Genomic DNA, 16401 nt, shown 5'->3' with positions numbered 1-16401 from the left:
GTCCTCTTACACCGTAAGAAACGAAGGGAAGCAATCATGAGCACCGCCGCGAAGACCGTCGTCCAGGGGCTGTTCGACGCCATCGACGACCGGCGGCTGGGCGACCTGCGCCGCTACATGACCGACGACGTGATCGACCACAACAAGGTGATCCACGGGGAGCCCGACGAACCGGGCGCGGCGTTCGACGCCATCGCCCAGCAGCTCGACGCGTTCGACCCGTTTCACCTGAAGGTCGAGGAGATGATCGGCGAGGGCGACCGGGTGGCCGTGCGGCTCACGATGTCGGGAGTGAACTCCGGCTCCCACCCCCGGATGCCGGAGCCCACCCACCGTTCGTTCACCGTGGAGGCGATCTTCATCGTCACCCTGCGGGACGGGAAGATCTCCGAGATGCGCGCGGTGAGCGACCGCCTGGGCTTGTTCCTCCAGCTCGGCTGGGACTGGCCCGAGGTCGACTGACCAGCGACGCCTTCGGCCCGAAGGCCTCAGGTTCCCGTCCTGGCGGCCTCGCGGTCGAACGCGTGCCCGCCGCGCCAGATCGCCGTAATCCTCCGTGTCGCGGTGATGTCCGTGAGCGGGTCACCGTCGAGCAGCACGAGATCGGCCCGGCGGCCCGCCTCGATCCTGCCCCGGTCGGCGAGTTCGAAGACCTCGGCGGGCCCCGCCGTGGCGGCCGCCAGGGCCTCCGCGGGCGTCAGACCCGCCGCGACCAGCAAAGCCAGCTCGTGGTGGAGGCTCGCCCCGTGGGCCGTGGTGGGACACGAGGCGTCGGTGCCGGCAAGAACGCGCACCCCCGCTTCCCGCAGCCGCGCCAGCACGTCGAGCTCGTGCCGCGGGCGGGGCGGCAGACCGGGAGGCGCGAAGCCGCCGGCGGTCAGCATGGCGTGGGAGGTGGCGTCCAGCCACGGCGCGATCGACGGGTCCTCCGCCAGCGCCGCCGCGTCCGCACCGTCGCCCCACATGCCCAGGAGCGCGCACAGCGTGGGGATCACGAAGCCGCCGAACGCGAAGTCGCCGACGGGGGCGCTGTCCACGAACAGGTGGGCAAGGCCGTCCACGCCACATTCCGCCGCCGTCCGGGCGGCCGCCTGATCGACGGCATGGGCGACCACCAGCATTCCCCGGGCGTGCGCGGCGACGGTCAACGCGGAGACCGTGGCGGCTGACAGGGCCGGCAACCTGGCGTGCCGGGCGCTCCCGTCGTCGATGACGACCTTCAGATAGTCGGAGCCCTCGCGGGCGCGGGCGTCCGCGAACTCCTCGGCGCGATCCGGCCGGTCTATCGTCGGAAAGTCGGGGTAGATGCCGCGCGGGTGGCCGCCGGGGGCCGTTGCCCCGGTGCCCGCGGACAGGATGTCAGCCATGTCAGCGCGCTGGGCGGCCTGCCTTTTCAGGTCGGCCATCGCGGCGGGGTCCGCGAACATGTCCAGCTCCGTTGTGACCCCGAAGGCCAGCGCCTGCTCGAGGCGGCCAGGGAAGGCGTGGGTGTGGGCGTCGATGAGCCCCGGGATGAGGGTGGCGCCACGGCCGTCGAACGATTCGCCGTCCGCGTCCAGCCCGTGGCCCACGGCGTCGATCAGACCGTCCCGGAGGATGACGCTGTCTGCGTCGAGCAGCTGGACGCCGTCGAAGATCCTGACGTTGGAGATCGTCGTGATACCGGGAGAGATGTCATGATTCCTCATGACTCATACAACATAACACGAGATCTCACAAATGATCAAGATGTCAGTGAGTGGCCATGTCCACGAAGCGGCTGTAGTGACCCTGGAAGGCCACCGTGACCGTGGCCGTGGGGCCGTTTCGGTGCTTGGCCACGATCAGGTCCGCCTCGCCCGCGCGTGGCGACTCCCGCTCGTACGCGTCCTCCCGGTGCAGCAGGATGACCATGTCGGCGTCCTGCTCGATGGAGCCCGATTCACGAAGGTCTGACACTTGCGGACGCTTGTCCGTACGCTGCTCGGGACCACGGTTGAGCTGGGAGATCGCGATGACCGGCACCTCCAGCTCCTTGGCCAGCAGCTTCAGGGCCCGGGACAGCTCCGAGACCTCCTGCTGGCGGCTCTCGGTCTTCTTGGGTGAGCTCATGAGCTGGAGATAGTCGACGATCACGAAGCGCAGGTCGTGACGCTGCTTGAGGCGGCGGCACTTGGCCCGGATCTCCATCATCGACATGTTCGGGGAGTCGTCGATGAACAGCGGCGCCTCGGCGACCTCGCCCATGCGGCGGGCCATCCGCGTCCAGTCGTCGTCGCTCATCATGCCCGAGCGCATCGTGTGCAGCGCCACCCGCGCCTCGGCGGACAGCAGACGCATGGTGATCTCGTTGCGCGACATCTCCAGGGAGAAGATGACCGTGGTCATCCCATGCTTGATCGCCGCAGATCGGGCGAAATCCAGACCTAGGGTGCTTTTTCCGATCGCGGGGCGGGCGGCCACGACGATCATCTGGCCGGGGTGGAGGCCGTTGGTCAGGGCGTCGAGGTCCTGGAAGCCGGTGGGGACGCCGACCATCTGGCCGCCGCGGCTGCCGATGGCCTCGATCTCGTCGAGCGCCGACGGCATGATCTCCGACAGCGGGAGGTAGTCCTCGGAGGTGCGGCGCTCGGTGACCTTGTAGATCTCGGCCTGCGCGCGGTCGACCAGGTCGTCGACCTCCTCGCCCTGGCCGCCGTAGCCGTAGGAGACGATGCGGGTGCCGGCCTCGATGAGGCGGCGCAGGACGGCCTGCTCCCGGACGATCTTGGCGTAGTAGCCGGCGTTCGCGGCGGTGGGCACGATCGCGGTCAGCGTGTGCAGGTAGGCACCACCGCCGACCCGGGCGACCTCGCCGCGTTTCTGCAACTCGTCGAACACGGTCACCGAGTCGGCGGGCTCGCCCCGGCCGTACAGGTCGGTGATCACCTCGAAGACGATCTGGTGGGCCGGCCGGTAGAAGTCGTCGGCGCGCAGCACCTCGATGACGTCGGCGATGGCATCCTTGGACAGCAGCATGCCGCCCAGCACCGACTGCTCGGCCTCGATGTTGTGCGGCGGCGTCCGCTCGAACATCGAATCGGAGCCTCCCGGTCCCCCCGGGAAGTCGAGCACGCTCACCCTCACACCCCCTGCCCAGCGGTCACGTCAACCCCAGCCCGGTGCGCAAGTCTCCCCAACCCCAGGGCCGGGCGGCAACTTGACCAGTGGACAACCCTGTGGACAACGTGTGCAGTCCACTCCCCGGACATGTGAAAACCCTGGGGACGACCCTGTGGACAGCGATGTGGCCTCCTCGGGGATGTCCGCTCCCACCTGGGATTTCGATATCCACGGCCTGTGGAGGAAAGAAAGTCGCCGGAGATCCGCGATACCGATCGAGCATGGCTCCGTAAGCCGCAAAATAGGCTTATGCCACTTACCTCCGGAACGGGACACGGCCGTGCCCACGACAGGGAGATCCTCAGGCTCGCGATCCCGGCGTTCGGGGCACTAGTGGCCGAGCCGCTCTTCCTGCTCACCGACTCCGTCATCGTCGGCCACCTCCCCGATCCTGCGCTCGGCGCTCTCGGCGTGGCCAGCGCGGCCCTGTCAGCTCTCGTCGGGCTGTGCGTGTTCCTCGCGTACGCCACCACGGCCGCGGTCGCGCGGAGGCTGGGGGCGGGGGACGTCAGGCAGGCGATGCGCCAGGGGATGGACGGCCTGTGGCTGGCCGCGATCATCGGCCTGGCCGTCAGTGTGGCGTGCTGGCCTCTTGCTCCATTTATCGTACACCTGTTCGGAGCGACGGGCCAGCTCGCCACGCAGGCCGTCACCTATCTGCGCATCAGTCTCGTCGGCACCCCCGCGATGCTGCTGGTCCTCGCCGGCACCGGCGTCCTGCGCGGGCTGCAGGACACCCGCACGCCGCTGGCTGTGTCCGTGGCGTCGTTCGGACTGAACGGGCTGCTCAACATCTGGTTCGTGCTCGGCCTCGGCTGGGGGATCGCCGGGTCGGCCTGGGGCACGGTCGTCGCGCAGTCCCTGGCCGCCGCGACCTACCTCGCGCTGGTCGTGCGTACCGCCCGCGCGCACGGCGCCTCGCTGCTGCCCGACCTCGCCGGAGTGCGGGCCGCCGGCGCCGCCGGGTTCGCCCTGGTCGTCCGTACGGCATGCCTGCAGGCCGTGCTGCTCGTCGCCACCTCGATCGCCACCCGGATGGGCGACGACCAGATCGGCGCGCACACGATCGCCGCCCGGATCTGGACGTTTCTCGCCTTCGCCCTCGACGCCATCGCGATCGCGGGGCAGGCCATCACGGGCCGCGCGCTGGGCGCGGGCGACACGTCGGGCACCCGGGCGGCCACCAGGCGCATGGTGATGTGGGGCGTCGGGTGCGGCGTCGTGTTCTGCGCGGCCGTCCTGCTGGCGCGCCCGCTGGTGCCGGCCCTGTTCGACGCGCGAGGCGAGGCGGCCACCGAGCTGCTCGCCGTGCTGTGGCCGGTCGCGCTCCTGCAGCCGATCGCGGGCGTCGTGTTCGTCCTGGACGGGGTCCTCATCGGTGCAGGCGACCAGCGCTACCTCGCCTGGGCGGGGCTGTGGACGACGCTGGCCTACCTGCCGCTCGCCGCCGTCGCGGGCACCCTGGTCGCCCTGTGGATCGCGCTCGGCGTCTGGATGGCCGCCCGGCTCGTCACGCTCACCCTCCGGGCGTACGGCACCGCCTGGATGGTCACCGGCGGGACGGCCACCTGACTCACATGCGGCGGGCCTCCAGCACGCGCTGGAGGAACGCCTGGGTGCGCGGATGCTCCGGCGCGCTGAAGATCTGCTCGGGCGGGCCGCTCTCCAGCAGCACGCCGCCCTCCAGGAAACAGACGGTGTCGGCGATGTCGCGGGCGAAACCCATCTCGTGGGTGGCCAGGATCATCGTCATCCCGGTCTCCTTGAGCTCGCGGATCACCCCGAGCACCTCGGTGACCAGCGTGGGGTCGAGCGCGGAGGTGACCTCGTCGAGCAGGAGCAGGCGGGGGTTGGTCGCGACCGCGCGGATGACGGCGACGCGCTGCTGCTGGCCGCCGGACAGCCGGTCGGGGTACTCCCCCGCCTTGTCGGCCAGCCCGAACCGGTCGAGCAGCTCCCGTGCCCGCGCCTCGGCCTCCTCCGGCCGCACACCGTGCACCTTGCGCGGCGCGAGCGTGATGTTGTCGAGCACGGTCATGTGGGGGAACAGGTTGTACGCCTGGAACACCATGCCGATGCGGCGGCGCACGTCGTCGGCGTCGGCCCGCACGTCGGTGATCTCCACGCCGTCGAGGTGGATGGCGCCGTCGTCGATCGTCTCCAGCAGGTTGACGCAGCGCAGCAGCGTCGACTTGCCCGAGCCGGAGGCCCCGATCAGGCAGACCACCTCGTGCGGGGCGACCTCCAGGTCGATCCCGCGCAGCACGCTCTGCCCGTGGTAGTGCTTCCAGACGCCCTCGATCGTGAGCAGGCTCATGCCGTGCCGCCTCCCGTTCGGCGCCGGTCGACCCGCGCGGCGAGATGGTCAGTGAACCGCGCCATCGGCACGGTGAGCGCGATGAACAGCAGCGCGGCAACCAGGTAGGGCGTGTAGTTGAAAGAGGATGCGACGTGGATCTGCGCCTGCCGCACCGCCTCCAGCGGGCCGAGCACGGAGACCAGCGCGCTCTCCTTCTGCAGGGCGACGAAGTCGTTGAGCAGCGGCGGGACCACATTGCGGACGGCCTGCGGCAGCACCACGTAACGCATGGTCTGCCCGTGTGTGAGCGCCAGCGACCGCGCCGCCGCCCGCTGACTGGGGTGCACCGACTCGATTCCCGCCCGGAACACCTCCGCGACGTACGCGCTGTAGGACAGCACGAGCGCGATGATGCCGAGCGTGACCGGGTCACTCGGCGCGCCCTGCAACTGGAGCGCGGGAATGCCGAACCCGACCAGATAGATGAGCAGGATGGTCGGGATGCCACGGAACACGTCGGTGTAGAGCACGGCGAGCGCGCGCAGCGGGAAGAACACCGGCGAGCGCAGGCCGCGCACCAGCGCGACGAGGAGCCCCAGCACCAGGATGAACACCTCGGCGATGAGGAAGATCTTGATGTTGAGCAGGAATCCGCGCAGCACGTCGGGCAGCGCCTCGACGAACGCCTCGGGGCTGAAGAAGGTCTCCTGCACCCGCGGCCAGCCGGGCGACGTGGTGATCACGACGACCAGGGCGACCACCACGACGATCGTGGACGCGGTGGCGATCGACATCGATCGCCGCCCGCGGGCACGCAGCTCCGCCTCTCGGCGGAGCTGCCGCTCGCTCTTCACCCAGACGGGCCCCGCCTGCTCCGGCGTTCCCGGCGGCGCGGCCTCCCCGTCGGTCACTTCAGCTCCGGCGCGCCCGCGGCGGCGGTCAGCCACTGGCTCTCGATCTTCGCCAGCTCGCCGGACGACTTGAGGTCGCCGAGCGCCTTGTCCACGCAGCTCACCAGCGGGCTGCCCTTCTGGAACAGCAGGCCGAACTCCTCGGGCTGCCCGCCGTTCGCGGCGAACTGACCGACGATCTTCGAGCCCTCCACCTGCGCGGCGGTGACGTAGAAGGCGGTGGGCAGGTCGACGACGATGGCGTCGATCTGCTTGTTTTTCAGCGCGTTGACGGCGTCGACCTGCTGGTTGAACACGCTCGGTTCCTTGCTGGGCTGGATGACCGAGCGCACCGCCTCCAGTGCGGTGGTGCCGGCCTGCACGCCGATCTTGGCGTCCTTGAGCTCGGCGAGGCTCGTGGCGGAGGCGAACTTCGTGCCGTCGAGCGCTACCACGCCCTGCTTCACCGTGTAGTAGCCCTGGCTGAAGTCGACGGCCTTGGCCCGCGCGGGCGTGACGGAGATCTGGTTGATGTCGAAGTCGAACTGCTTGGGCCCGGGGGCGAACGACGAGTCGAACGGCACGACCGTCCAGGCGACCTCGTCCTTGGTGAAGCCCATCTTCCCGGCCACCGCGTAGGCGACCGCGCTCTCGAAGCCCTTCCCGTTGGAGGGGTCGTCGCCGGAGAACCATGGATCGTACGCCGGCTTGTCGGTACCGATCGTGAGCTTGCCGGGGGTGGTGAGCTTCAGGCTCTCCTTGGCGCACGCGTTCGCGGCGGCGGAACCGGCCGGGCTCGCGGCGCTCGCGGTGGTGGAGGTGTCGTCCGCCGGAGCGCAGGCGGCGGCCGCCAGCACGAGGGCGCCGGACGCCAGCAGGAGTGAGGGACGGCGCATCACAGCCTCCATCAGGGGGTCTTTCTACGAAATCCGCTAAATCGGACGGCAAGATACTAGCGTTCCGTATAACCCCTGTTTACCTGAGGGGAATCGCCTCTTCTCCGGGCGGCTCGGAGAAGCGCGAAGGGCCCCTCTCCGGCGTACGGAGAAGGGCCCTCGACGGACTGCGACGGGTGTCAGCCCGCGACCACCTCGACATCGAGGGTGGCGGCGACCTCCGGGTGCAGCCGGACGCTCACCTTGTGGGTGCCGACGCTCTTGATCGCGTTGCCGATCTCGATGCGACGGCGGTCGAGCTGCGGACCACCGGCGGCCTTGACGGCCTCGGCGATGTCGCCGGTCGTGACCGAGCCGAACAGCCGGCCCGACTCGCCCGCGCGGGTCTTGAGCCGCACCTTGAGGGCGCCGAGCTGGCCGGCGACCTCCTTGGCGGAGCCCAGGTCGCGGATCTCGCGGGCCGCACGCGCCTTCTTCAGCGAGGCGACCTGCGACTCGGCGCCGCGGGTCCAGCGGATGGCGAAGCCGCGGGGAATGAGGTAGTTGCGGCCGTAGCCGTCCTTGACCTCGACGATGTCGCCGGGAGCGCCGAGGCCGGAGACCTCAGTCGTGAGGATGAGCTTCATTTGTCCTGAGTCTCCTTTCTCAGCGCGCGGTGCTCGTGTACGGCAGCAGGGCCATCTCACGGGCGTTCTTGATAGCGGTCGCCACGTCGCGCTGGTGCTGGGTGCAGTTGCCCGTCACCCGGCGGGCACGGATCTTGCCGCGGTCGGAGATGAACTTCCGCAGCAGCCCCGTGTCCTTGTAGTCGACGTAGGAGATCTTGTCGTGGCAGAAAAGGCAAACCTTCTTCTTGGGCTTGCGAACTGCCGGCTTCGCCATCGTGGTGCTCCTCTCAGAGCCCCGCATGTCGCGGGAATGGTCGCTCGGTTGTGTTTACGGTGGTGGGACCGAAGGCCCCGGTGACCTAGAAGGGCGGCTCGTCGCTGAAGTCGCCGCCGAAGCCGCCACCGCCCTGCGGGCCGCCGAAGCCGCCGCCGCCACCGCCGGAGCCGTAGCCCCCCTGCGGGGCGGGCGCCGCGGTCGCCCACGGGTCGTTGGCCGGTCCGCCGAAGCCGCCGCCGCCACCGCCCTGGCGGGAGGTCTTGTTGACCTTCGCCGTGGCGTTGCGCAGCGAGGGGCCGACCTCGTCGACCTCGACCTCATAGACGGTGCGCTTCTCGCCTTCCTTGGTCTCGTACGACCGTTGGCGCAGCCGTCCCTGCACGATCACCCGCATGCCGCGCTGGAGGCTCTCGGCGACGTTCTCCGCCGCCTGCCGCCAGACGTTGCAGGTGAGGAACAGGCCCTCGCCGTCTTTCCACTCGTTGGTCTGCTTGTCGAGGAACCGCGGAGTGGACGCGATACGGAACCGGGCCACGGCCTGCCCCGTCGGGGTGAAGCGCAGCTCCGGGTCGTCGACAAGATTGCCGACGATCGTGATCTGGGTGTCGCCTGCTGCCATCGGTCGCTTTCGCCTTCCTATCCCGTCAGCTGAGCCGTCAGAGGCTCAGAGTACGGCCCGGGCCCGACAAACCGCCGGGCTTCGGGTTCTGCCTGTGGAGCTCAGTGGAGCTCGGGGCGGATGACCTTGGTGCGGAGGATGCCCTCGTTCAGGTTGAGCTGGCGGTCCAGCTCCTTCACGGTGGCGGGCTCGGCGGTCAGGTCGACCACGGCGTAGATGCCCTCGGACTTCTTGGCGATGTCGTAGGACAGGCGGCGACGGCCCCAGACGTCGACCTTCTCCACGGTGCCGCCGTCGTTGCGGACGACGGTGAGGAACTGGTCGAGCGACGGCTGCACGGTGCGCTCGTCGAGGGACGGGTCGAGAATGACCATCATCTCGTAGCGACGCATGTGTGATCCAACCTCCTCTGGACTCTTGCGGTCACGACGCCTTGCCGTGACAGGAGGACCCTGCGCTTCGCGCCGGGCGGCCATGCCCCCCGGCCCTTATCAGACGCAGTCGAATAAGGCTACCAGCCACTTGGCCGTACCCGTCCCGGAGAGCGAAACTGGAGGTCGGAGAGGGGGTAGGCGCGATGCGACACGCCATCGGCCGCAAGAGGAGGCACCCCGTTCATCTCACGCTGAACACGGACGGCAGGCCGCACCCGCGGGAGAACGCGATGACGATCGCGACGCTGGTGTGCGGCCTGGTGGCGTTCGTCACGGGCTTCATCGTGATGGCTCACATGATCGCGTCATGGGTGGGCGCGATCGGGTTCTGGGGCGGCCTGTACGCCCAATTCGTCTCGTCGACCTCCAGACAGCGGTCGCTGATCATCGTGGGGATCGTGGGGTCGTTCGTGGGCGCCGCGCTGGGCATCGCACACGGGGGCTTCTTCCCCCGCGGATTCACGCTGCGCAGTTGAGAAGTGCCGGCTCAGCCGCCGATGTGCAGGTCCACGCCGAGCAGCACGAGGAACCACAGGAAGACCGCGATCAGGGCCTGGGCGACCTGCTTGAGGAGGGTGGGGGTGATGTAGTCGTGGAGCCAGGCCACGTAGAGGCCGACGAGGATGTAGATGAGAAGGATGAAGCTGCCTAAGCGATATCTCATGCTCGTCTCCTTGACGACGAAGTAGTATCGCGCGCGGGTTTCGGGGGCGCGCGACACGCGACTGCCCTGGTTCGCGCTTTTGAAACAGCGTGTCCTCTTGAAACGCTCTTGGAGAGCGCATAGAGTTCGCCCTCCGCGTCCGGCAGCCCCTTGGCACGCAAGCAACGGTGGAGGAACGGCATGGACAGCCACAGCGGCTCCCGCCCGCGGATCGGGGCCCACGTCGACCAGGACGACCCGCTGGCGCACGCGGCGGCCCGCGACGCCGACGTGGTGCAGTTCTTCCTCGGCGACCCCCAGGGGTGGAAGGGCCCGGTGACACCCGCCACCGCCGACGCCCTGCGCGCCTCGGACGTGGACGTCTACGTGCACGCGCCGTACGTCATCAACGTGGCCACCGCGAACAACCGCATCCGCATCCCGAGCCGCAAGCTGCTCGACGCGCATCTCAAGGCGGCGGCGGCCATCGGCGCCAAGGGCCTGATCGTCCACGGCGGGCACGTCAACGCGGGCGACGACCCGCAGACCGGCTTCGACAACTGGCGCAAGGTCTTCGAGCGCACCGAGTGCCCGATCCCCGTGCTGATCGAGAACACGGCGGGCGGCGACAACGCGATGGCGCGCAAGCTGGAACGCATCGCCCGGCTGTGGGACGCGGTGACGGCGGGCGCGCCGGACCCCTCGGTCGTCGGCTTCTGCCTGGACACCTGTCACTTCCATGCGGGCGGCGAGGAGCTCGCCGGGCTCGTGGAGCGGGTGAAGGCGATCACCGGCCGCATCGACCTCGTGCACTGCAACGACTCGCGGGACGCGTTCGACTCCGGTGCCGACCGCCATGCCAACCTCGGCAGCGGGCAGATCGACCCCGAGTCGATCCTGGAGGTCTGCCGGACGGCCGGGGCGCCGATCGTGGTCGAGACGCCGTTCGAGGGCCAGGCCGACGACATCGCGTTCCTGCGCAAGCACCTGTAGACACTCGTCCACACCCTGTGGATAACTCTGCGGATTGAGATACTCAGGAAGCGGGTAGGGCCGTCTGAAGGCCTCGCTCCTCTCTCACCCGCCCGGGCCTGCGCGTGGCACGCCACAACTGCACGTACGACGTGACGGCCGCGGCCAGGAAGACCAGGTTGCGCAGGACCAGGACGAGCGTCCCCGGCAGGGCGCCCGTCCAGCTGTAGTCCTGCTCCACCCAGGGATACATGATCCCCGTCAGCAGGGCGGCGACCATGACGAGCAGGGCGGCCGGCCGCTGCGTCGGGCCCGGCCGGTCGCGCCGCACCGACAGGATGACGGCGGCGATGCCGATCACCCACACGAGATACTGCGGTGACAGCACCCGGCTGGTGGCGACCAGGAAGAGCACGGTGGTGAGCGCGGCGTCGTAGTACGACCGCGGGCTCGGGGCCGCACGCAGCCACCACAGGCCGACCAGCGCCAGCGCCACGGGCGTGGCGGCCAGGCTGAGCATCGTCGCGACGCCCACGCCGCCGCCCACGGCCTCCATCGCGCCGTGCTGGTAGGTGGTGTAGCCGTCCCACCAGCCGAGGGCCCGGGCGAGCGCGAACGGCGTGGCGGCCAGCGACTCGATCTGCAGCCCCCGCTCCTCCTGGGCGGTCAGGAAGTCCAGCGCGTGCGGCAGGATCAGGGCGGCCGCGCCGCATCCCGCCACCGCGACGACGAGCGTGAGCCCCGACGCGGTCAGCAGTTCCCGCCATCGCCGCAGTCCGGCGAGCAGCGCGACCGGCCACACCTTCACGAGGAGCCCCACGCCGATGAGCGACCCGCGCACCGCCGGGTTGGCCGACGTCGTCAGCGCGAGCACCGCCACCAGCGTGACCATGAGGTCATACCGGGAGACGAGCACCGGGCCGAGCAGGGCCGCGCCCACGATCCACGCCCACGGGCCCGTACGGCCCCCGCCCCGACGGGAGGTCGAGAACCGCCACAGCAGGAGCAGGATCGCGAGGTCGCACAGCACCGCCAGCAGGGAGAAGGCGACGTGGTAGTCGAGCGGCAGCAGGCGGGGCGCGAGCAGCGGCAGCGCCGCGAACGGCGGATACTGCCACTTCTCGTCATCCGCCGGGAATTCCCCCTCCATGAGGACCTCGGACCAGTGGCGATAGAGGGTGACGTCGTTCCTGAACGACTCGCCATGCCCGGTGGGGATGGTCTGGGTCGCAACGAGGAGGAGCATCCCCCTGGTCGCGGCCCACACCAGCAGCAGGAGCCATGGTGGCCTCCGGCGCATCGCGTCTCCCCCGTTCGTCGCGCACACTCTCACGCGACGCTACGCGATGTCCTCGCTCGGACGGCTCACGGCCGCGCCGCGACGGGCGCGAAATCCGATGTAAGTTTCACGACCTCACGCCGCCTCCGGCTGCTGCCGCGCGCCACGTGCGAGGAGCGAACGGCGCAGCACGAGACGGTCCTCGGCGTGGTCGAACACCCCGCCCGACGGGTCGTCGGCCTCCCCTTGGCGTACGACGTCGTGCTCCGGCCGCAGGATGTCGCGGACGACGAGCGCCATGAGGATGACGATGGTCAGCGCCCGGGCCCAGACCGACAGGAAGTACGGGTTGTCGCCGATGCCGAGGGAGGCCTGGTCGGGATACTGGCTGACCAGGTAGAGCCAGATCGAGAAGAAGTACCAGCACTCCGCGACCTGCCAGGCGGCCAGCGCGCCCCACCTCGGCCGGGCCAGCACCGCGAACGGCACCAGCCACAGGACGTACTGCGGCGACCAGACCTTGTTCGTGATCATGAAGGCGGCCAGCGCCAGGAAGCACAGCTGCATCAGGCGCGGCCGGCGCGGCGCGGCGAGCGCCAGCACGGCGACGCCCAGCAGCAGCACCGCCAGCGCGGCCATGGCCATCGTGTTCAGCTTCTCGGCGTCGCCGAGAAACGCCAGGAAACCGGGCCTTTCCATGCCGAACCACTGGGTCTTCTGGAAGAAGAACCACAGCCCGCCCCAGTCGGCGCCGCGCTCGCTGCTGAACGCGTAGAACCTCTTCCAGCCCTCGAAGTTGACCAGCATGATCGGCACGTTCACCAGCAGCCACGCGGCCGCGGCCGCCGCGACGGTCTTGAGGAACGGCACCCACTTCGCCGTACGCACCGTGAGCAGGAACAACGCGCCGAAGAACATCAGCGGGTAGAACTTCGTGGCCACGGCGAGTGCCAGCAGCACGCCCGCGAGCCACGGCCGGTGGCGGGCCCAGGCCAACAGGCCGCCGAGCGCGAGAGCTCCCGCGGCCAGGTCCCAGTTGATGTACGCGCAGAGGATGACGGCCGGGCCGACGGCGTACCAGAGGGCGTCCCAGCGGCGGGCGGGGCCGGCGAGCGCGGCCGTCAGCAGTACGCCCACGACCAGCGCGATTCCCATCAGGACCACGGTGACGTCGTAGAACACGACCCCGTCGCCGTGCGCGAGCCTGCGGGCGAACTCCATGATCCCGCCGATGCCCACCGGGTATTCGACCGGGTAGTCGACGTACGGGACCTTGCCCTCGTTGAGCTTCTCGGCCCAGAACAGCGGATAGATGTCGGTGTAGCAGAAGTTCGTGAACTGCCCGACACCGCCGTTCCAGGCTCCGCCGAACCGGCAGGGATACTTCCACAGGTATGCGAGAACGGCGCCGAGCCCTGCGAGAAGCCCGAGAGGCAGGTACGGCACCGCCCGCGCGGCGACCCCGGGGAGCGGGGCGGAGTCGTTCGTGGTCCGGGTCGTCATGCTCGGTATTGCACCATTCAACGCCTCGGATTGGCGACTCCTGGCACAGAAAGGGCCCACGGCGGGAGTCGCCGCGGGCCCCTTCAGGACACCGGATCGTGGATCAGGCGCCGCTGCCGTCCTTGCCGTTGCCGGACCCCGACGGCATGGCGGCCGGAGCCCCCGCGGGGTCCTGGTTGATGTTCAGCGGAACGTCGCCGCCCCCGGGGCCGCCGTCCTGGCCGTGGCCCTGCCCCGGGTCGTCGCCGAAGCCCCTGCCGTTGCCGCCGCCGTTGTCGCATCCCGGGCCGCCGTCGTAGCAGCCGCCGTCGTCGGGGAAGTCGGTCGGGAAGTCGGTGGGGAACCCGGCGTCGTCCGGTTCCGGACTGGGGGTCGGCGTCGGGCTCGGCACGATGTTCTCCGGACTGCCCAGCCCCGCCTTCGGCGGGAACTGCTCGACCGGCTTGCCCGCGAGCGCCTCCATCATGAAGTTCCGCCAGATCGTGGTCGGGTAGGTCGCACCCTCGATGCCGGCGCCGAGCGATATCTCACGGGGTTTGGAGTACGGGTTGTTCTTGCCGTACTTCTTGCTCGGCTTCCCTCCGGGGGTCTCCGGACAGTTCGCGTTGATGGGCTGGACGATCTTGCCCTTCTTGGTGACGCACTGCTCGCGGTACATGCCGACGGCGGTGGAGATCTGCGGCGTGAAGCCGACGAACCACGCTTCCTTGTTGTCGTTGTTCGTGCCGGTCTTGCCCGCGGCCGGGCGGCCGATGCCCCTGCCCCGCGCCGTACCGGACTTGAGGACCTCCTCCATGGCCGCCACGGAGTCGGCCGCCGCCTCGGGTGTGATCACCTGCTTCACGTCCCGCCGCTCGGGGAAGACGACCTCCTTGTCCTTCCGGACCTCCTTGACCACGTGGTAGTCGACGTGCTTGCCCTCGTTCGCGAAGATCGAGTAACCGGCGGCCTGCTCGACCGGGGTGACCAGGGCGCTGCCGATGGAGAACGCGTACTTGTGCTCCTTGACGTCGTCCTCCATGCGCTGCTTGCCGAGCCCGGCCTCCTCCGCGATCTGCTTCACCGCGCTGAGCTGCCCGACCGTGCCGTTGTCCTCGTCCAGCTTGTACGCCATGGAGGCGAAGGCCGTGTTGACCGAGTCGGCGGTCGCCGTGGTGACGTTGATCGCCGACCCGACGTTGTGGCTGTTGCCGATGGGCTTGGTGCCCGGGAGTTCCTCCGGCACCGTCTTGTTGCCGGGCACGAAGCTGTTCAAGCTGTAGCCGGCGTCCAGCCACGCGGCCAGCACGTACGGCTTGAACGCCGAGGCGGCCTGTTTGTAGGAGTCGAACGGTTCGTTCCAGTTGTCCTTGACGTAGTCCTCACCCCCGTAGAAGGCGAGCACCCGTCCCGTCTTGGGGTCCACCGCGGCCAGACCGGCGTGGATCTCCTTCGGCAGGCTGGAGGTGGTGCCGATGACCGCCTTCCTGGCGGCCTGCATGAGCTTCTTGTCGAAGGTCGAAATGATCTTGTAGCCGCCGCTCCTGACCTGGTCGGGCGACAGGTTCATCCGGGTCTTCAGCTCCTGCATTACCTGAACGATCATGTAGCCCCTGAGGCCGCCGTACTCGTCTCGGGTGTTCGCCGGGACGGTCTTGGGGAACTTGGCCGTGCTCGGCAGATTGCCGTACTTGGCCGGGTCGAGCTTCGCCATGGCGTTGACGACGTCCTTGAACCGGCTCTGCAATCGCGGAGCGTCGGCGTCCAGGGCGGGCGTCTGGATGCGCGCGGCGAGGTAGGCGCCCTGCTCCGGCGTGAGCTGTTCGACGTGCTTTTTGAAGTACGCCTGCGCGGCGGCCTCGATGCCGTACGCACGCCCGAAGGGCACCGTGTTGAGGTACTGCAGCAGGATCTGGTCCTTGGACATCTCCTTGTCGAGCTTGACCGCGACGAAGATCTCCTTGATCTTGCGCTTGAACGACACCTCCTGGCTGAGGCCGTCGTAGTAGTTGCGGGCCATCTGCTGGGTGATGGTCGAGGCGCCTTGGAGCTGCTGGCCGGTCGCCGTCATCCAGACCGACCGGATCATGCCGGGGATCGAGATGCCGCTGTCCTCGCGGAAGGTGTTGTTCTCGATCGCGATGACGGCGTCCTGGACGTGCCGCGGCACCTTGTTGATGTCGTCCAGGATGACGCGCGGAGTGCCCACCTTGCCGATCAGCGTCTTGCCGTCGTTGTAGTAGATGGCGCTGCCCTGCGCCACGGCTTCCGCCTGGGTCGCGGTCGGCGTCGGGGTGTTGGCGTAGGCCACCGCGATCATGCCGAAGGTGCCGGCGGCCAGCACGGTGAAGGCCGCCACGAGGATCTTCCAGCTCGGCAGGAAGCGCTTCCAGCCCGTACGGCGGCGCGGCTTCTCGTCGTCCTCGTCGAAGTCGTCGAAGTCGCGCGGATCCCGGGGACCGCGCCCGCCGGGACCTTCCGGACCCCCCGGGCCGCCGGGCCCGCGGCCGCCTCGGCCCGAGGGCCTGCGACGGCGGCCGCCGGTCTGGATCGCCTCGGTGCTCTGCCCGTCCGCGCCCCCGCGGGCGTCCCTGCGGGCGTCGCCGCGGAAGCCGCCCGTCGGCATGCCCATCGCCTGGGTGCGCTCGTCCCCACCGGGAACGCCGGGACGACCGGGCCCGCCGGGACCACCTTGACCGGCCGGGCCACCGGGGCCTGCCGCGTAGCGCGGGTCACGGCCGGCCGGCGGGCGTCCGCCGTCGGCCGGTCCGCGGGATCCCTGCTGCTGTCCCCGTGCCGGTCTCTGCGGCGGGCCCTGCTCCGGTCTCTGTGCCGGTCCCTGGGGCACCGCGTTCATGGCC

Annotated in this window: 17 protein-coding genes; 4 read left to right on the top strand and 13 right to left on the bottom strand. The window is 69.5% G+C overall.

Annotation, left to right across the window (positions count from 1 at the left end; translation table 11 throughout):
• The first annotated feature begins 36 nt into the window (after positions 1-36).
• Entirely contained in the window at positions 37-462 is a 426-nt protein-coding gene (locus tag IL992_RS14830; protein WP_193203934.1) for an ester cyclase, read from the top strand.
• Between the two features lie 26 nt (positions 463-488).
• Here IL992_RS14830 and IL992_RS14825 read toward each other — a convergent pair whose 3' ends face one another.
• Together IL992_RS14825 and dnaB are read right to left on the bottom strand one after the other, a co-directional pair.
• Positions 489-1688, bottom strand: a complete 1200-nt coding sequence (locus IL992_RS14825; RefSeq protein ID WP_193203933.1) for an amidohydrolase family protein — start codon at positions 1686-1688, stop codon at positions 489-491.
• Between the two features lie 43 nt (positions 1689-1731).
• Positions 1732-3054: a replicative DNA helicase gene (gene dnaB, locus IL992_RS14820; RefSeq protein WP_143737165.1), complete on the bottom strand. Its 1323-nt coding sequence runs from the start codon at positions 3052-3054 to the stop codon at positions 1732-1734.
• 336 nt (positions 3055-3390) lie between these two features.
• Here dnaB and IL992_RS14815 point away from each other — a divergent pair, with 336 nt between their 5' ends.
• Complete coding sequence (locus IL992_RS14815; RefSeq protein WP_193203932.1) at positions 3391-4713, top strand: MATE family efflux transporter; 1323 nt, start codon at positions 3391-3393, stop codon at positions 4711-4713.
• A 1-nt stretch (position 4714) separates the two neighbouring features.
• Here the strand turns inward: IL992_RS14815 and IL992_RS14810 are convergent, their stop codons facing one another.
• The 7 genes from IL992_RS14810 to rpsF form a co-directional block, all read right to left on the bottom strand.
• Positions 4715-5458, bottom strand: coding sequence for an amino acid ABC transporter ATP-binding protein (locus IL992_RS14810; RefSeq protein WP_193203931.1), 744 nt, complete (start codon positions 5456-5458; stop codon positions 4715-4717).
• Entirely contained in the window at positions 5455-6351 is an 897-nt protein-coding gene (locus IL992_RS14805; protein ID WP_319018547.1) for an amino acid ABC transporter permease, read from the bottom strand. Before IL992_RS14805 ends, IL992_RS14810 begins: the two co-directional genes overlap by 4 nt.
• Positions 6348-7226: an ABC transporter substrate-binding protein gene (locus IL992_RS14800; RefSeq protein ID WP_193203929.1), complete on the bottom strand. Its 879-nt coding sequence runs from the start codon at positions 7224-7226 to the stop codon at positions 6348-6350. The genes IL992_RS14805 and IL992_RS14800 overlap by 4 nt, the downstream gene beginning before the upstream one ends.
• Positions 7227-7405: 179 nt before the next feature.
• The gene (rplI, locus tag IL992_RS14795) at positions 7406-7852 is read right to left on the bottom strand and encodes a 50S ribosomal protein L9 (protein ID WP_079314233.1); all 447 of its coding nucleotides are present in this window, start codon (positions 7850-7852) and stop codon (positions 7406-7408) included.
• Positions 7853-7871: 19 nt separating this feature from the next.
• A complete protein-coding gene (gene rpsR, locus IL992_RS14790; RefSeq protein WP_076439843.1) occupies positions 7872-8108 on the bottom strand; it encodes a 30S ribosomal protein S18 in 237 nt (78 codons plus the stop codon).
• An 85-nt stretch (positions 8109-8193) separates the two neighbouring features.
• A complete protein-coding gene (locus IL992_RS14785; RefSeq protein WP_193203928.1) occupies positions 8194-8730 on the bottom strand; it encodes a single-stranded DNA-binding protein in 537 nt (178 codons plus the stop codon).
• Between the two features lie 101 nt (positions 8731-8831).
• Complete coding sequence (rpsF, locus tag IL992_RS14780) at positions 8832-9122, bottom strand: 30S ribosomal protein S6 (RefSeq protein ID WP_030508619.1); 291 nt, start codon at positions 9120-9122, stop codon at positions 8832-8834.
• Between the two features lie 185 nt (positions 9123-9307).
• Here rpsF and IL992_RS14775 point away from each other — a divergent pair, with 185 nt between their 5' ends.
• Entirely contained in the window at positions 9308-9640 is a 333-nt protein-coding gene (locus tag IL992_RS14775; RefSeq protein ID WP_193203927.1) for a hypothetical protein, read from the top strand.
• Positions 9641-9651: 11 nt separating this feature from the next.
• Here the strand turns inward: IL992_RS14775 and IL992_RS14770 are convergent, their stop codons facing one another.
• On the bottom strand, positions 9652-9828 hold the full coding sequence (locus IL992_RS14770; RefSeq protein WP_193203926.1) for a hypothetical protein: 177 nt from the start codon (positions 9826-9828) through the stop codon (positions 9652-9654).
• A gap of 180 nt (positions 9829-10008) precedes the next feature.
• Between IL992_RS14770 and IL992_RS14765 the strand changes: the two genes are divergently transcribed.
• Positions 10009-10800 (top strand): deoxyribonuclease IV, encoded by a 792-nt coding sequence (locus tag IL992_RS14765; protein ID WP_193203925.1) that lies wholly within the window; start codon positions 10009-10011, stop codon positions 10798-10800.
• Between the two features lie 43 nt (positions 10801-10843).
• Here IL992_RS14765 and IL992_RS14760 read toward each other — a convergent pair whose 3' ends face one another.
• The 3 genes from IL992_RS14760 to IL992_RS14750 form a co-directional block, all read right to left on the bottom strand.
• Complete coding sequence (locus IL992_RS14760) at positions 10844-12079, bottom strand: glycosyltransferase 87 family protein (RefSeq protein ID WP_193203924.1); 1236 nt, start codon at positions 12077-12079, stop codon at positions 10844-10846.
• A gap of 114 nt (positions 12080-12193) precedes the next feature.
• Entirely contained in the window at positions 12194-13561 is a 1368-nt protein-coding gene (locus IL992_RS14755) for a glycosyltransferase family 87 protein (protein WP_193203923.1), read from the bottom strand.
• Positions 13562-13664: 103 nt separating this feature from the next.
• Positions 13665-16172: a transglycosylase domain-containing protein gene (locus IL992_RS14750; protein WP_193203922.1), complete on the bottom strand. Its 2508-nt coding sequence runs from the start codon at positions 16170-16172 to the stop codon at positions 13665-13667.
• Positions 16173-16401: the final 229 nt, after the last annotated feature.

Origin of the sequence: Microbispora sitophila (genome assembly GCF_014892245.1) — a bacterium.
Classification (GTDB): domain Bacteria; phylum Actinomycetota; class Actinomycetes; order Streptosporangiales; family Streptosporangiaceae; genus Microbispora; species Microbispora siamensis.
This window is presented reverse-complemented; position numbering and strand designations above follow the sequence as displayed.

Excerpts from the sequence above, each read along its gene's own strand:
- IL992_RS14830 (WP_193203934.1), top strand. The coding sequence starts at position 37 with ATGAGCACCGCCGCGAAGACCGTCGTCCAGGGGCTGTTCGACGCCATC.
- IL992_RS14825 (WP_193203933.1), bottom strand. The coding sequence starts at position 1,688 with ATGAGGAATCATGACATCTCTCCCGGTATCACGACGATCTCCAACGTC.
- dnaB (WP_143737165.1), bottom strand. The coding sequence starts at position 3,054 with ATGTTCGAGCGGACGCCGCCGCACAACATCGAGGCCGAGCAGTCGGTG.
- IL992_RS14815 (WP_193203932.1), top strand. The coding sequence starts at position 3,391 with ATGCCACTTACCTCCGGAACGGGACACGGCCGTGCCCACGACAGGGAG.
- IL992_RS14810 (WP_193203931.1), bottom strand. The coding sequence starts at position 5,458 with ATGAGCCTGCTCACGATCGAGGGCGTCTGGAAGCACTACCACGGGCAG.
- IL992_RS14800 (WP_193203929.1), bottom strand. The coding sequence starts at position 7,226 with ATGCGCCGTCCCTCACTCCTGCTGGCGTCCGGCGCCCTCGTGCTGGCG.
- rplI (WP_079314233.1), bottom strand. The coding sequence starts at position 7,852 with ATGAAGCTCATCCTCACGACTGAGGTCTCCGGCCTCGGCGCTCCCGGC.
- rpsR (WP_076439843.1), bottom strand. The coding sequence starts at position 8,108 with ATGGCGAAGCCGGCAGTTCGCAAGCCCAAGAAGAAGGTTTGCCTTTTC.
- IL992_RS14785 (WP_193203928.1), bottom strand. The coding sequence starts at position 8,730 with ATGGCAGCAGGCGACACCCAGATCACGATCGTCGGCAATCTTGTCGAC.
- rpsF (WP_030508619.1), bottom strand. The coding sequence starts at position 9,122 with ATGCGTCGCTACGAGATGATGGTCATTCTCGACCCGTCCCTCGACGAG.
- IL992_RS14775 (WP_193203927.1), top strand. The coding sequence starts at position 9,308 with ATGCGACACGCCATCGGCCGCAAGAGGAGGCACCCCGTTCATCTCACG.
- IL992_RS14770 (WP_193203926.1), bottom strand. The coding sequence starts at position 9,828 with ATGAGATATCGCTTAGGCAGCTTCATCCTTCTCATCTACATCCTCGTC.
- IL992_RS14765 (WP_193203925.1), top strand. The coding sequence starts at position 10,009 with ATGGACAGCCACAGCGGCTCCCGCCCGCGGATCGGGGCCCACGTCGAC.
- IL992_RS14760 (WP_193203924.1), bottom strand. The coding sequence starts at position 12,079 with ATGCGCCGGAGGCCACCATGGCTCCTGCTGCTGGTGTGGGCCGCGACC.
- IL992_RS14755 (WP_193203923.1), bottom strand. The coding sequence starts at position 13,561 with ATGACGACCCGGACCACGAACGACTCCGCCCCGCTCCCCGGGGTCGCC.
- IL992_RS14750 (WP_193203922.1), bottom strand. The coding sequence starts at position 16,172 with ATGGGCATGCCGACGGGCGGCTTCCGCGGCGACGCCCGCAGGGACGCC.